We start from the raw sequence: 14,833 nt of genomic DNA on the forward strand, positions 1-14,833 counted from the left end.
CCCTTCTTCCAGTGATTCCCCCGGGTAAAGGAGCCCTTGGTGCCCAGACGATCCGGCGGACGACTGCTCCGTCTCCTCGCGACCGCCGTGCTGGCGGTCACCGCGTCCATGACGGCCTCCTCCCACTCCACCGCCTCGGCCGCGCCGGGCAGTCCGGCACTCACCCCGCCGCTCGGGTGGAACAGCTGGAACAGCTTCGGGTGCGGGGTCACCGAGACCCAGGTGCGCCAGGCCGCCGACGCGATGGTGTCCTCGGGCATGCGCGACGCCGGCTACCGGTACGTGGTGGTCGACGACTGCTGGTTCGACCCGCAGCGCGACGCGCAGGGCAACCTCCGGGCGAACCCCACCAAGTTCCCGAGCGGGATGAAGGCGCTCGGGGACTACATCCACGGCAAGGGCCTCAAGTTCGGCATCTACGAGGTGCCGGGCGAGCGCACCTGCGCACAGGCCACCGGCGGCTACCCGGGCTCCACGGGCAGCAAGGGGCACGAGGCCCAGGACGCCGCGGCGTTCGCCTCGTGGGGCGTCGACTACCTCAAGTACGACTGGTGTTCCTCCAGCGGTACCCGTGACGAGCAGGTCGCGCGGTTCACGCTGATGCGCGACGCGCTGCGCGCCACCGGGCGGCCGATCGTCTACAGCATCAACCCCAACAGCCTGCACGCCATCACCGGTGCCGCCTACAACTGGGGCGAGGTGGCCGACCTCTGGCGGACGACCGAGGACCTGCTGGACATCTGGCAGAACGGCAACACCAACAGCTATCCGATGGGCGTCGGCAACGTCCTGGACGTCACCGCGCCGCTCGCGGCGCAGTCCGGCCCGGGACACTGGAACGACCCCGACATGCTGGTCGTCGGCCGCCCCGGCCTGACGCTCACCGAATCCCGCTCGCACTTCGCCCTGTGGGCCCTGCTGGGCGCCCCGCTCATGGCCGGCAACGACATCCGCACCATGTCCGCCGACGTGAGTGCGATCCTGCGCAACCCGCGGCTGCTGGCGGTGGACCAGGACGCGCTGGGCGCGGGCGGACGCCGGGTGCGCGACGACGGCGCCACCGAAGTGTTCGCCAAGCCGCTGTCGGACGGCTCGGTCGCGGTGGGCCTGTTCAACCGGGGCGACGCCACGGCGACGGTCACCACGACGGCCGCCCAAGTCGGCCTGTCGGGCGGGCCGTTCAATCTCACCGACCTGTGGACCGGCGGCACGTCGAGCACGTCCGGGCAGATCTCGGCGAGCGTTCCCGCCCACGGCGTGGCCGTGTTCCGGGTGACCGGTGGCACCCCTGCGGCCGCCTCCACCTCGCGGCTGCGGGGCGGCGCGTCCGGCCGCTGCGCGGACGTGGACAACGCCTCCACCGCCGCCGGCGCCACCGTACTGCTCTGGGACTGCCACACGGCCGCCAACCAGCTGTGGACCACATGGGCGGGCGGCGAGATCCGCGTCTACGGCGACAAGTGCCTGGACGCCTACGACCAGGGCACCGCCAACGGCACCCGGGTCGTCACCTGGCCCTGCAACGGCCAGGACAACCAGAAGTGGACCGTCGGCTCCGACGGGTCCGTCCGCAACGTCCACTCCGGGCTGTGCCTCGACACCAAGGGCGCGGCGACCGCCGACGGGACCCCGCTGGTGCTGTGGGCCTGCGACGGCCGGGCGAGCCAGAAGTGGAGCCGGGCCTGACGCGGGCCTGACGCGGGCTTCCCGGTCCGCCGGGCCGGCTGCGTCAGCGGGCCGCCTGTCCCGTGGCCGTCCTCGCCTCCTGGGTGGCCCCCCAGGAGGCGAGGAGGCGCAGGCCCTCTTCGGAGGGGGAGCCCGGCTCGGCGGTGTAGACGGTGAGGGTGAGGCCGGGTTCGGCGGCCATCTCCAGGCCCTCGTAGGAAAGGGTGAGGTCGCCGACCGTCTGGTGGTGGAAGCGTTTGGTGCCGGTGCCGTGGTGGCGGACGTTGTGGGCGCCCCAGCGGGTGCGGAACGCGTCGCTGCGGGTGGACAGCTCGCCGACGAGGTCGTGCAGGTCCTTGTCGTGGGGGTTGCGGCCGGCCTCGGTGCGCAGGATGGCCACGGTGATGTCGGCGGCCTGCTCCCAGTCGGGGTAGAAACGGCGGGCGGCGGGGTCCAGGAAGTGGAAGCGGGCGAGGTTCGCCTGGTTGGCGGGGGTGGCGTACACGTCGGCGTAGAAGGCGCGGGCGAGCTGGTTGACGGCGAGCAGGTCCATGCGGCCGTTGCGGACGAAGGCCGGGCCTGCGGTGACGGCGTCCAGGGTCCACTGGAGGCTGCGGTGCGGGGTCCACTGCCGGGTGGTGCGCCGCCGGGGGCGGGTGAGGGCGTCGGAGCCGTCGGCCGCCCGGGCCAGGTGGAGGAGGTGGGCCCGCTCGGCGTCGTCGAGCCGCAGGGCGCGGGCGACCGCTTCCAGGACGGCCGGGGAGACGCCGGCGAGGTTGCCGCGCTCCAGCTTGGCGTAGTACTCCACGCTCATGTCGGCGAGCGCGGCGACCTCGCTCCTGCGCAGGCCGGGGACGCGCCGGCGGCTGCCGGAGGGCAGGCCCGCCTGCTCGGGGGTGATCTTGGCTCGCCGCGAGGTGAGGAACTCGCGGACCTCTGCTTGGTTGTCCACGCCTTCGACGGTACGTCGCCCACGCGGCCGGAGGGATGTACTGCCGGTACACCCCTCGACGGTGCCCCGCCGCCCGCGCGGGACGACGGGCAGGACCGCTTCGGCTGCGCGGTGTGCCGCAGGTGACGGACGTACCGGCGTGCCGCAGGTGACGGGTCGTACCGGCGTGCCGCCGCCCGTGGGCGAGAGGGTCCGGCAGCCGGCCCGGTCACGTGGTCCCGGTGCCCGTGCGGGCGGGCGACGGCGTGCCCCGGTCGCCGTCCGCTGCCGGACCGGCCGGGTCGGGCAGCCCGCCGGGACCGGTGCGCGGGACCGGGCGTCCGGAGGCCGGCTCGGCGCTCTCGCCGAGGAAGCCGCCCGACTGGTGCCGCCACAGCCGGGCGTAGGCGCCGTCCGCCGCGATCAGCTCCCCGTGGGTGCCCTGCTCGACGACGCTGCCGCGGTCGAGGACGACGAGACGGTCCATGCCGGCGACGGTGCTCAGACGGTGGGCGACCACGAGGGCCGTACGCCCGTCCATCAGCCGCCACAGGGCGTCCTGGACGAGGAGTTCGCTCTCCGAGTCCAGCGCGCTGGTCGCCTCGTCGAGCAGCAGAATGGGGGCGTCGCGCAGGATGGCCCGGGCGAGGGCGACGCGCTGGCGCTGGCCGCCCGAGAGCTTGACGCCCCGCTCCCCCACCAGGGTGGCGAAGCCGTCGGGGAGCCGCCCGGCGAACTCCGTGACGTGCGCCGCCGCGGCCGCCGCGTGGATCTCCTCGTCGGTGGCGCCGGGCCGGGCGAAGGCGATGTTGTCCCGCAGGCTGCGGTGGAACATGGCGGGGTCCTGCGGGACGTAGGCGAGCAGTGAGCGCAGGTCGGCCTGGCGCAGCCGGCTGATGTCCTGGCCGCCGATCAGGATGCGCCCGGCGTCGATGTCCGACATCCGCAGCAGGAGCCGGGTGAGCGTGGTCTTGCCGCCGCCGGACCTGCCGACCAGGCCGATCCGCGCACCCGCGGGCACGTCCAGGTCGAGTCCCCGGAAGATCGGCTTCGCACCCGCGTGGGCGAAGGTCACCGCCTCGAAGCGGATGCCCGTGTCCCGCGGCGCGAGCGGTTCGGGTACCGCCGGATCGAGGACGGTGGGCGGGTCCAGCAGCAGCTCCGTGAACTGGGCGGCCTCGGTCATCGAGCTTTCCAGCCGCCGGTAGATCTGGTTGAACTCGAACATGATCTGGGTGGCGTTCGAGTAGTACGTGAAGCTGACGACGATCTCCTCGACCCCCTGGCCCGGACCGCCGAAGGCGACGGCGACCACCAGGCCGAGCACGCTGGTCAGCACGGACATCGGGGCGACCAGGGCGTCGACGCGCAGATTGCCGTAGTCCCACGACCGCAGCGTCAGGCGGCGGGACTCCGCGACCCGGCTGCGGTGTTCGCCGGCCTCCCGCCGCTCCGCCGCGAACGCCCGGATGGTCTCCATGTTCGTGAGGCTGTCGGCGACATGACCGGAGACCCGGGCGACCGCCGCCTCCCGGGCGTTGACGAGCCGCTGCCGTCGCCGGACCAGAGGCGTCACGGCCGCCACGGTCAGCGCGATCATCACGAAGAGGCCGGCGACGAGCATCGGTTCGTAGCTCCACAGCACCACGGCACCGAACGCCAGCGGGACGAGACTGCCCACGATCCGGTACGTCACCGTGTCGACGAAGTCCTCGAAGCGCTTGCCGTAGCTGAGCACGCGTTTGGTCAGGGAGCCGGCGAAGTTGTCGTGGAAGAACGCCGCGTCCCTGGCCAGGAGCGCGTCCATGCCGCTCACGTAGAGGTGTTCCATGCCGAAGGCGCCCAGGCGGTTCAGGCAGTGCTGCCCGACCCGCCACACGGCCTCGGCGAGCAGCAGCGTCCCGCCGAAACCCAGCACGTACGGCAGCGCCGAGGCGAGCGTGAGACCGTGGTCGCCGGCGGCCTGTCCGGCCAGTTTGGCGATCAGCAGCGGGGCGATGTAGCGGATGCCGATGTTGCCCACGGCCGGCAAGAGCAGCGCGGGCAGGGCCGGCTTGCGCAGCCGCAGCAGTTCCCCGCCGTAGTGGCGCAGTGCCAGCAGGACCGCGCTCCTGCCCGGTGCCGACTCTCGTGTGTCTGTCGTCCCCATCATGCTCCCGGAGGTTCGGAAGTCGGAAGTCTCCCGTCCACGGCGTCACCCGGTCCAGGCATTTACCGCGGACCGGCGAGAAGCGGACACGTTCGGCGTACACGACCGTCGTCCTCCTCCGGCCGGTACGGGGCCGCCCGGGGGCCCTTCTCTACGGCCGTGCGCCGGGCGGCCTGGTCCGCCGATCCCCGGCCGTGCACCGGGCGACCGGGTCCACCGGTCCGCGGCCGCGTGCCGGACGACCGGGCCCGGCGGTTCCTCGACCGTGCGCCGTGCGGCCGGGTCCGCCGACCCGCGTTCCCGGTCCGGGCGCCCCGCCACGGATTCCGTGTCCGGCGCCGGGGCGGCAACCACCGGCCGCCTTCCTCGCGGGCCCGGCACCCGGATCGGCGGCGCGACGAAATCCGCAGCGGCGACAGCGAGTTCCGGCTCATCCGTCCGCGAGATCACTTCAATTGGCCGGAATCTGTTGACACTTGGCTCGTCGCCATGATGACCATATGACCGACTCGGCGAGGCCGACCACCACCTCGCCTCGCCGCGACCAACGGGGTAACCGTGCCCCTCGCAAGGACATGCCTGGACCGTCGGCGGGATTCCCGTGCCGGAATGCTGCCGGCGGAAGTCCGCCATCCATTCGCGCAGCCGCCCTGGGAGCCGGAGTGAATCGTCTGCGACCGTACGGCGCACTGATAGTCGCAGCCGGCAGCTGGGGTGTCGCCACCGCCGTCGCCAAATACGCCGTCGACGGAATAGGCGCGTTCACCACCTTCTTCATCGAGGTCGGTGTGGCGGCCGCCGTGCTCTGGGCGGCGATGCTGTGGGTACGCCCGCGCCGCACCGTCCCCTTGCGCCACTTCGCCTTCCTCGGCCTGCTGGAACCCGTCGTCGCCTACGGCGCGCTCGATCTCGGACTCCAGCGCACGGGCGCGGCCGACGCGGCGCTGCTCGACGGACTGCAGTCCGCGATGGTGCTGGTCATGGGCGTGGTGTTCATCAAGGAGGCGGTCAGCCGGCGCAGCGTCGCGGGCGTCCTGGTCGGGACGGTCGGCGCCGCGCTGCTCACCGGGGCGCACTTCAGCGTGGACGTCGGCATCGGCAACGGCCTGGTCCTGCTCGGCTCCCTGGGCGCCTCCGCCTCCGTCATCGTGGTCAGCCGCCTGGCGGCCGGCGCCTCCGCGCTGGAACTCACGGCCTACCAATTCGGGTTCGGATTCCTCTTCGGCATTCCCGTCATCGCCGTGGTCTGGGGCACCGGTGCGGAACCGATTCCCGGCGCGGCGGAACTGTCCCATGTCGGGGCGGCGGCGGCCATCGGCCTGGTCGGTTTCGCCCTCGCCTATCTCGCCTACAACTACGCCATTCCCCAGGTACCGGTCGGTGTCGCCGGAATGGCGCTCAATCTGATCCCGCTCTTCGGAGTCGCGGTCGCCGTTCTCTGGCTCGGCGAGGACCTCTCTGTCCTCAAATTGACCGGCGGCGCGCTCATCGTCGCCGGAATAGCTCTCTTCCCCTACGCATCGGACGACGCGGCCACCACGAAATCCCCGCCCGGCGCCGCGGCGCTCCCTGATCCCGAGGAGACATACAGATGACCGGACGGTATCCCGAACCCGCCTACGCCCGGCATGACGCGTATTTCCGCCGCCACGCGCTGCCCACCCCCTGCCTCCTGCTCGACCTCGACGCCGTGGCCGAACAGCTGCGGCGGCTGCGCGCGGCCCTCCCGGACGCCGAGGTGTACTACGCGGTGAAGGCCAACGCCGAACCGGAGCTGCTGCGCCTGCTGGCCGACGCGGGCTGCGGGTTCGACGTGGCCAGTCCCGGCGAGATAGACCGCTGCCTGGCGGCCGGGGCGACTCCCGAGCGGATCAGTTACGGCAACACCGTCAAGAAGCGGGCCGACATCGCCTACGCGCACCGGCTCGGGGTACCCCTGTTCGCCTTCGACTCCGCCGAGGAGCTGGAGAAGCTGGCCGCCGCCGCGCCGGGGGCCGACGTGATGTGCCGGGTCACCGTGGTCACCACCGGTGCGCAGTGGCCGATCAGCCGCAAGTTCGGCTGCTCCGCCGACGACGCCCGCGTCCTGCTGCGCCGCGCCCGCGACCTGGGCCTGAACCCCTACGGCTGCACGTTCCACGTGGGATCGCAGCAGCGCAACCCGGCGAGCTGGGACGAGGGGATCGGCCACGCGGCCCGGCTCTTCGCCGGACTCGCCGAGGACGGGATCGAGTTGGGGCTGCTCAATCTCGGCGGCGGGCTGCCCGCCGGCTACGACGCCGCCGTGCCGGCCCTGGAGACGTACGGCAAGGCGATCACGGACGCGATCGGCCACCATTTCCCGAGCCCGCCGCGCACGGTCATCGAACCGGGCCGGTACCTGCCCGCGGACGCGGGTCTGGTCCGCTCGGAGGTCGTCCTCGTCACCGAGCGCACCGAGCCGGTGCGCAGGCGCTGGGCCTATGTCGACGCCGGCCGCTTCGGCGGACTCGCCGAGACCGAGGGCGAGGCCATCCGCTTCCCGCTGACCGTGACCCGGGACGGCGCCCCGGTCGCCCCCGGCACCGCGCCCGCCGTCCTGGCCGGGCCCACCTGCGACAGCGCGGACGTGCTCTACGAGAACACGCCTGCCGACCTGCCGCTCGATCTGCGCCCCGGCGACCACGTCGACTTCCTCGCCGCGGGCGCCTACACCGTGCCGTACTCCTCCGTGGGCTTCAACGGCTTCCCCCCGCTGCCCGCCTACTGCTTCTCCGGGGAGGTCGGCAGCGACGCCGACGGGACGGACGCGTGAACACCGGGACCGGCACCCGGGCGTAGCCGGACGCCGCCGCGCCGGGTGCCGGCCTGCGCGCGGCGGCGCGGCTCCACGACGATCCTGCGCGATGTGTTGACACCCTCCAGGTGCTTCCTATTATCAATCCCTGTCCGTGACTGCGACCATTGTTCGAAATAACGAACCGATCGCACCTCGTGATTGTCATGCGCATGACCTAGCCGACCTTCCCAGGAGACCGGAGACCCCCCATGTCCGTGACATCGGCCCGCCCACGGCGGGCCAGGCCCCTGCTTCTGCTGGCCCTCGTACTGACCATGGCCACGGCCCTGCTCGGCGGCCGGGCCGCCGCCGGCGGCGCCACCGCGGCCGCCGGCTCGCTGCCCTGCGACCTGTACGCCGCCGGCGGCACGCCCTGCGTGGCCGCGCACAGCACCACCCGCGCCCTGTACTCCGCCTACAGCGGCCGCCTCTACCAGGTCAAACGCGCCTCGGACGGCGCCACCCGGGACATCGGCGCGCTCGGCGCGGGCGGCTACGCCGACGCCGCCGCGCAGGACTCCTTCTGCGCGGGCACGAGCTGCCTCATCACCGTCGTCTACGACCAGTCCGGCCGCGGCAACCACCTCACCCAGGCACCGCCCGGAGGGTTCCAGGGCCCGGCCGCGGGCGGATACGACAACCTCGCCGAGGCCTCCGCCGCACCGGTCACCGTGGGCGGCCACAAGGCGTACGGCATCTTCGTCGCACCCGGCACCGGATACCGCGACAACACCACCAACGGCATCGCCACCGGGGACCAGCCGGAAGGCATGTACGCCATCCTCGACGGCAGCCACTACAACGGCGGCTGCTGCTTCGACTACGGCAACGCCGAGACCAACAGCCGGGACAACGGCAACGGCACCATGGAGACCATCTACTTCGGCAACAGCAAGGCCTGGGGCTACGGCACCGGCAACGGCCCCTGGGTCATGGCCGACCTGGAGAACGGGCTGTTCTCCGGAGTCAACCGCGGCTACAACGCGGGCAACCCCAGCGTCAGCCACCGGTTCCTCACCGCCGTCGTCAAGGGCGAGTCGAACCACTGGTCGATCCGGGCCGGCAACGCCCAGTCCGGCGGGCTGTCCACCTTCTACAACGGGGCGCGGCCCAACGCCACGGGCTACCACCCGATGAAGAAGGAGGGCGCCATCATCCTCGGCATCGGCGGCGACAACAGCAACAGCTCCGCCGGCACCTTCTACGAGGGCGCGATGACGTCCGGCTACCCCTCGGACGCGACCGAGAACGCCGTACAGGCGAACGTCAACGCGGCCGGGTACACCACGGCGCCCCTGGCGGGCGGACCGGCCGTGGGCTCCAGGGTCTCACTGCGGGCCACCACCCCCTGCTGCACCACCGAGTACCTCCGGCACAACAGCGCCGACAACAACGCCGTCATCGGGGCGGTCTCCTCCTCCAGTCCGGCCGCCGACAAGGCCGCGGCCACCTGGATCGTCCGCACGGGCCTGGGCGACGCCTCCTGCGTCTCCTTCGAGTCCGCCGACAAACCGGGCCAGTACCTGCGCCACTACGACTTCCGGCTGCGCGTCGACACCCCCGCCAGCAGCGACCTGGCCAGGCTGGACGCCACCTTCTGCCCCCAGGCCGGCCACAACGGGCAGGGCGTCTCGCTCCGCTCCGCCAACTATCCCGCTGACTTCGTGCGCCACTACAACCACGCCGCCTACGTCGCGAGCGACGGCGGCTCCGCCGAGTGGGACAACGCCACCGCCTGGTCCGACGACACGAGCTGGGTCGTCTCCTCCCCCTGGGCCTGACGCCCGCCGGGCCACCGAGCCGGACCTCCACCGGCCGCCGTGCCGTGACCCGCGCGGTCATGGCACGGCGCCGCGGTATCCGGGCGCCGGCCGGTCACGCCCTCTCTCCCGACACGCCCCCGGCACTCCCGCGGCGCTCCCCCGGCGCAGGCGGCCGGTACGACGCCCGCCGTGCCGGACGGTCTCCGGAACGCGGCCGGTCAGGCGACGTCGCGGCGGCGCACCGGGGCCGGTGCGGCCGCGCCCGCCCCGCCGGCGGATCCCTCCGGGACGGGGACGGCGACGCCGGTGAGCGCCGGCAGGCGCAGCAGCCCGGTGCCGTCGAGGATCCGGCCGGCCACCGGGTCCGGCCGGGTGTCCATGCGGATCACGGTGGTGCCGTGCCGGTCGACGGCGAGGCCGGGGTGCCGGCTCAGCAGGGCCGGTTCGGCGCCGGCGACCACCAGGACGGGCAGCCCGCGGGCCAGGCCGGCCGGCGACTGGAGGAAGTCGCAGACGGCGTCGTCGGCCTGGTGGAGCCGGTCGGTGACCAGGACGAGCGGACGGTACCCGCTCGCCGTCTCGATGAACTCCCGCCAGCCCGCCGGTCCTTCACCGCTCTCGTCCGCCGCCCGTGCGGCCGGGTCGAGCAGGGCTCCGAGCCGGCCGGCGATCCGGTCGGCCCGGTCCTGGTCCCCGGTCATCCGGTGCAGGGCCGTCTCCAGCCGGCCGCGGGCCACGGCGGGCGTGTCCTGCGCCGTCACACCGCAGTACGCGGCGACGATCGCCCGGTGCGGTGCGAACCGGCCGTCGCCCTCGGTGCCCGGTCCGGGCCAGCGCAGCACCAGGCAGTCGTGCGGGCGCTGCCCGGCGATCCGGGCGAACTCCGCGAGGAGACGCGCCCGCGCCGCATCCGACCTGCCGAGCACGAACACCCGGTGCTGCCGGTGCCAGCGCGTGGTGTGCTCCAACAGGGTGGCCAGCAGTTCCAGTTCGCCTTCGTACGCGTTCTTCGCGCCGGGGCGGACGCGGCCGGCCGGGTCGGTGTCCGCGGCGGTGTGCCGCAGTTGCCAGCGGGCCGGGTCGCCGGGGGCCGGGCGGTAGGAGCAGGCGGGTCCGGTCGCCTCCCGGGTCGCCGCGCAGACCTCGATCCGGCCGTCCGGCACGAGCGGCAGCATCGCCTGGGCCGCCTGGAGCAGCGCGCCGCCGGGCACCGGGGAGGCGTCGGCGCCGTCCTCGGCACGGTGCCGCGACAGCGCCTCGCCGGTCACGATCGCGGCCTTGACCGTCACCTCCGCGCCGGCGCCCTCCCGCGCGCGGGCGGCCCGCAGGGCGGTGGCGGCGGCCACGGCACGCCGGGCGTGGTCTTCCCCGTCCGGCCGGGCGGGGAAGACGCCGAGGGTGTCGGTGCCCAGTGTGGCGACGACGGTCCCGCCCCGGCCCTCGATCTCCCGCCGGACGCTGCCGCTGATCCGGTCGAACACGGCGTCCGTGTCGTCGGGCCGTCCCGGGCGCACCGCGACGCCGACCCGCACCAGCAGCGCGCTGACCTCCTGTCGGCCGGGCCGCCTCGTCGACGGCTGCGCGGGCCGGTGCGCCGTAGGCTGCGCGGGCCGCCGGGCCGGGGGCGTCGCGGGCTGGTGCGCGGGGCGCCGGGCGGGGACGCGGGCGGCGTTGGAACCCGGGTTCGACCACCGCTCGGTTCCGTGGTTCGGGGTGGACGACCGGTCGGTTTCGGGGGCCGGAATGGCCGCTTCATGACGATCGGCGGACATCACCGTCGCCTGCGGCGCGGCCGGCGCCCGCCGTTCGGTCGCCGGAGCCTGCCGTGCCGTCGCCGGGGCCTGCCGTTCGGCCGGTGTCCGCGGCGCGGTCGCCGGGATCAGTGGTGCGGCCGGCCTCTGCGGTGCGGTCGCCGGGGTCTGCCGTACCGCCGCCGTCTGCCGTGGGGCCGTCGCCGGCCGCGCGGTCAGTGCGACGGGCGGGGCGGACGGGGTGAGACCGAGCGCCGGGTCGTGGGTGAGGACGGCCCGCTGGAGCGACTGGAGGTCGGGGCCCGGTTCCAGGCCGAGCCGCTCCACCAGCGACGCGCGCAGCCGCTGGTAGACACCGAGTGCGTCGGCCTGCCGGCCGCAGCGGTACATGGCGCGCATCAGCTGGCCGCAGGCGCGTTCGCGCAGCGGCTCGCTCTCGACGACGGCCTCGATCTCGGCGAGCACCGCCGAGTGCCGGCCGCACTCCAGTTCGGCCTCGAAGTAGTCCTCCAGCACCTCCAGCCGGGCGCGCTGGAGGGCCGTCAACTCGGGCCATTCAAAGCCGAGTTCGACCAGGTCGGCGAGGGCGGCGCCGCGCCACAGCCGGAGGCCCTCGCGCAGCCGCCGGGCCGCTTCCTCGCGCCGGCCCGCGGCGAGCAGGGCCCGGCCCTCGTCCGCCAGCCGGCGGAACCGGTGCAGATCGATGTGTTCCGGGTCGACTGCCAGGAGGTAGCCGGGGGACTGGGTGCGCAGGGTCACGCCGGCCCGCATGCCGTCGTCGGACGACAGCTTTCCGCGCAGGCCCCAGACGGCGTTCTGGAGGATCTTGCGCGCCGTCGCCGGGGTCTCCCCCGCGCTCCACAGCGCAGACAGCAGCCCGCTGACGGGTACGACTTCACCGGGCCGCAACAGCAGGAACCCGAGCGTCGCGCGCTGCTTGCTGCCTCCCAGGTCGATGACACGGCCGTCCGAGACGACCTCCAAGGGACCAAGCATCCGGAACCACATGACAACCCCCCGCATCAGATGGATCTCCACTGACGGGCGCGCAGAAGCGCAAGCCTCCGGTCACCGTACAAACCGGAGGTCCGGTTTACAAGCTAATGTTCACAGTTAAACAACCGGCCGCGAAGTCCTGGACACGACGCCTACCTGCCCTTTTGACCTGCGTCTTTACCGATCGCTTCACAGATGTGACGACCGACACTCTTCGGCCACAGCGGCGCGATCGCCTGCCGGACCGCCTGACGGGACTTGATATCCATCCCGTTACGGGGTATTGGTCCGCCTGATCGGCGAGACCGGGGCGTGCCGTGGCGCGCGAGCGGGCTCAGCTCGCCGATTCCGCCACCAGCGTCGCGCGGCGGGCCGTCTCCATCTCCTCCAGCACCCGGCTCCCGCGGTCCGGCCCGAAGTCGAGCTGCGCGAAGACCGCCGGCATCGCGACGCTGGGCAGCGTGTAGGCGAAGATGGACGAGATGCGCTGCTCCAGGTCCTGCCACCCGGACGTCACCTCCGACACCACCTGCGCGCCGATCCAGGCGCTGACCAGGAAGCGGCCCAGGTCCTCGGGCTGCACGTGCGGGTAGACCTCGCCGTGCTGCTTGGCGGCGTCCACCATGGAGGCGAACCGCAGGGCCCACGCCTCCCAGGGACCGCCGTCCGTCAGTTCCTGGAGCTGCGGCTCCATGGCCAGCTTGGCGCCGGCCCGCAGCATCATCTCCTCCGGCAGCCGGCAGGCCAGCGCCATCGCCTCGTCGACCAGCTCCTGGAGCTTGTACGTCCGCGGCGGATAACCCTGCTCCGTCACCTGCTGCTCGAAGATGCCCTGGACCAACTGCTCCTTGGAGGAGAAGTGGAAGTACAGGGCGCCCCGGGTGACCTGGGCCTTCTCGAGGATCTGCGCGATGCTGGCACCGTGGTAGCCGTGCTGCGCGAAGACCTCCGCCGCCGCGTCCAGGATCGCGCCACGGGTTCGGATCGCGCGCAACTGCCGTGCCATGTGTTCGTCCTCTCGTCCGCGCCACGCCACCCCCTCTGAGCTGACGCGGATGTCTGATCCCGGAGCGCGAGCACCCCGGGAGACAAAAGAAACCAGATGTCTGGTACTTTACCCAATCCGCCGGACCGGGCGCCGTCCGAGCCGGCTGCCACCGGCCCGGACGCCCGGGCTCACCAGGCCCCGGCACCCCCGTCCACCGCCATGGTGGCACCCGTGACGAAGCTGGCCTGGTCGCTGCACAGCCACGCGGCGGCCTGCGCCACCTCCTCCGGGTCGGCCACCCTGCCCTGCGGGTTGCGCCGGCGCATCCGTTCCTCCGCCGCCGGGTCACGGGCGAAGACGCCTTCCGACATCTCCGACCGGGTCAGTCCGGTGGCGAGCGCGTTCACCCGGATGCCGTGCGGCGCGTACTGCGCCGCGGCCGACTTGGTCAGACCGAGCACGGCATGCTTGGCGGCCACGTACGGCGCGCCCGCCGACGTGGCGCGGACCCCGGCGATGCTGCTGTTGTTGACGATCGCGCCGCCCGTGCCGCTCGCGAGCATGGCCCGGATCTCGTGCTTCATGCAGAGCCAGACGCCACGGGCGTTCACGTCGAGCACCGTGTCGTAGTCGGCGTCGTCCGTCTCGTGCAGCAGGGCCGGCCGGGTGGTGACACCGGCGTTGTTGAACGCGGCGTCGAGTCTGCCGTACCGGTCGACGGCCAGCCGCACCGCCCGCTCGACGTCCTCGGCGACGGTGACGTCGCCGGCGGCGCAGGCGACTTCGGCGCCCTGGCCGCGCAACTCGGCCGCCAGCTCCTCCAGTCGCGGCAGCCGCCGGGCCATCAGCACCAGTACGGCGCCCTGTCGCGCCGCCACCCGGGCCGCCGCCGCTCCGATGCCGCTGCTCGCCCCGGTCACCAGCATGGCCTTGCCGGCCAGCATCCCCGGCTCCCGCGTCACGCCACATCCCTTCCGGGCACGCTCTGCCACAGCGTGCCGGTCCGCGCCTCGGCGTCGATCGTCCGCAGCAGCCGGTCGTCGATCTCGCCGAGGGAGCCGACGACATGGCGTGCGCCGGCCTCCGCCATGAGCTGCCGCTGATAGCCGTGCGCGAAGTCGCTGGGGTGGCCGATGAACGGGGCGCCCAGCTCCCGGGCCGTCTCGGCGACGCGGGCCACGTCGTCGATGAACAGCACCTCGTCGCAGGCGAGTCCGGCGATGTCCACCGCGATCTCGTACAGGCCGGGGCGGATGTCGTTGGTGCAGACGTACCGGGGCTCGTCGAACAGGTCGCCCAAATGCCCCAGATAGCGCTCGAAGTGGGAGGCGTCGAGCCCGCCGTAGCACACGGTGCGCAGTCCCAGGGCGCGCAGCCGGCGCAGCAGCTCCACCGCGCCGTCGAGGATGCGGACCGGGTGGTCGGCGAGGTAACGCTCGCGCTCCTGGAGGTAGATGGCGATCGTCTCCATCGGGGTGGTCGTCATGCCGCACGTCCGGGCGAGCACCTCGCCCGCGACCGCCCGCGTCTGGGAGAAGATCCGGCGCTCCAGCTCGGCGGAGTAGGTGCCGCCCCGGCTGGTGACGAAGTGGTGGATGACGGGGCTGAACGTGTCGTTCAGCAGCACTCCGTCGATGTTGAGCGCGGCCATGCGGAGCTTGCCGAGCTGCTCGCTCATGGATCCTCTCCCTCCCGGCGGCCCGCCGGCGCGAGGCGCGGACGACGGACCGGGTAAACCTCACGATCGGCTCGATCCTCACACGGTCGCCGTC

General features: G+C 73.1%; 10 protein-coding genes. 4 read left to right on the forward strand and 6 right to left on the reverse strand.

Going from position 1 to position 14,833, the window contains the following annotated elements; all coding sequences use genetic code 11:
• Nucleotides 1-39 precede the first annotated feature (39 nt).
• Nucleotides 40-1,686 (forward strand): glycoside hydrolase family 27 protein, encoded by a 1,647-nt coding sequence (locus tag ACZ4SV_RS26515; protein WP_468006973.1) that lies wholly within the window; start codon nucleotides 40-42, stop codon nucleotides 1,684-1,686.
• A gap of 43 nt (nucleotides 1,687-1,729) precedes the next feature.
• Here ACZ4SV_RS26515 and ACZ4SV_RS26520 read toward each other — a convergent pair whose 3' ends face one another.
• Together ACZ4SV_RS26520 and ACZ4SV_RS26525 are read right to left on the reverse strand one after the other, a co-directional pair.
• On the reverse strand, nucleotides 1,730-2,617 hold the full coding sequence (locus tag ACZ4SV_RS26520) for a helix-turn-helix transcriptional regulator (RefSeq protein ID WP_468006975.1): 888 nt from the start codon (nucleotides 2,615-2,617) through the stop codon (nucleotides 1,730-1,732).
• A gap of 208 nt (nucleotides 2,618-2,825) precedes the next feature.
• Nucleotides 2,826-4,745 carry an ABC transporter ATP-binding protein gene (locus ACZ4SV_RS26525; RefSeq protein ID WP_468007033.1) on the reverse strand — a complete coding sequence of 640 codons (1,920 nt, stop codon included), beginning with the start codon at nucleotides 4,743-4,745 and terminating at the stop codon, nucleotides 2,826-2,828.
• Nucleotides 4,746-5,407: 662 nt separating this feature from the next.
• Here ACZ4SV_RS26525 and ACZ4SV_RS26530 point away from each other — a divergent pair.
• The 3 genes from ACZ4SV_RS26530 (at nucleotide 5,408) to ACZ4SV_RS26540 (ending at nucleotide 9,344) form a co-directional block, all read left to right on the forward strand.
• Entirely contained in the window at nucleotides 5,408-6,340 is a 933-nt protein-coding gene (locus ACZ4SV_RS26530; protein WP_397938827.1) for a DMT family transporter, read from the forward strand.
• Nucleotides 6,337-7,539 carry a type III PLP-dependent enzyme gene (locus ACZ4SV_RS26535; RefSeq protein WP_468006977.1) on the forward strand — a complete coding sequence of 401 codons (1,203 nt, stop codon included), beginning with the start codon at nucleotides 6,337-6,339 and terminating at the stop codon, nucleotides 7,537-7,539. Before ACZ4SV_RS26530 ends, ACZ4SV_RS26535 begins: the two co-directional genes overlap by 4 nt.
• A gap of 233 nt (nucleotides 7,540-7,772) precedes the next feature.
• Nucleotides 7,773-9,344 carry an alpha-L-arabinofuranosidase B gene (locus ACZ4SV_RS26540; RefSeq protein WP_468006979.1) on the forward strand — a complete coding sequence of 524 codons (1,572 nt, stop codon included), beginning with the start codon at nucleotides 7,773-7,775 and terminating at the stop codon, nucleotides 9,342-9,344.
• 200 nt (nucleotides 9,345-9,544) lie between these two features.
• On the opposite strand, the gene ACZ4SV_RS26545 is transcribed toward ACZ4SV_RS26540, so the two are convergent.
• From ACZ4SV_RS26545 to ACZ4SV_RS26560, 4 genes are all read right to left on the reverse strand, one after another.
• Nucleotides 9,545-12,061, reverse strand: a complete 2,517-nt coding sequence (locus ACZ4SV_RS26545; RefSeq protein WP_468006981.1) for an AfsR/SARP family transcriptional regulator — start codon at nucleotides 12,059-12,061, stop codon at nucleotides 9,545-9,547.
• Nucleotides 12,062-12,407: 346 nt separating this feature from the next.
• On the reverse strand, nucleotides 12,408-13,079 hold the full coding sequence (locus ACZ4SV_RS26550; RefSeq protein WP_365872189.1) for a ScbR family autoregulator-binding transcription factor: 672 nt from the start codon (nucleotides 13,077-13,079) through the stop codon (nucleotides 12,408-12,410).
• A gap of 170 nt (nucleotides 13,080-13,249) precedes the next feature.
• Nucleotides 13,250-14,005 (reverse strand): SDR family NAD(P)-dependent oxidoreductase, encoded by a 756-nt coding sequence (locus ACZ4SV_RS26555; RefSeq protein WP_468007035.1) that lies wholly within the window; start codon nucleotides 14,003-14,005, stop codon nucleotides 13,250-13,252.
• A gap of 14 nt (nucleotides 14,006-14,019) precedes the next feature.
• Nucleotides 14,020-14,739, reverse strand: a complete 720-nt coding sequence (locus ACZ4SV_RS26560) for an HAD family hydrolase (RefSeq protein WP_365872187.1) — start codon at nucleotides 14,737-14,739, stop codon at nucleotides 14,020-14,022.
• Nucleotides 14,740-14,833: the final 94 nt, after the last annotated feature.

The sequence above is a fragment of the Streptomyces sp. NPDC027672 genome (assembly GCF_055566335.1).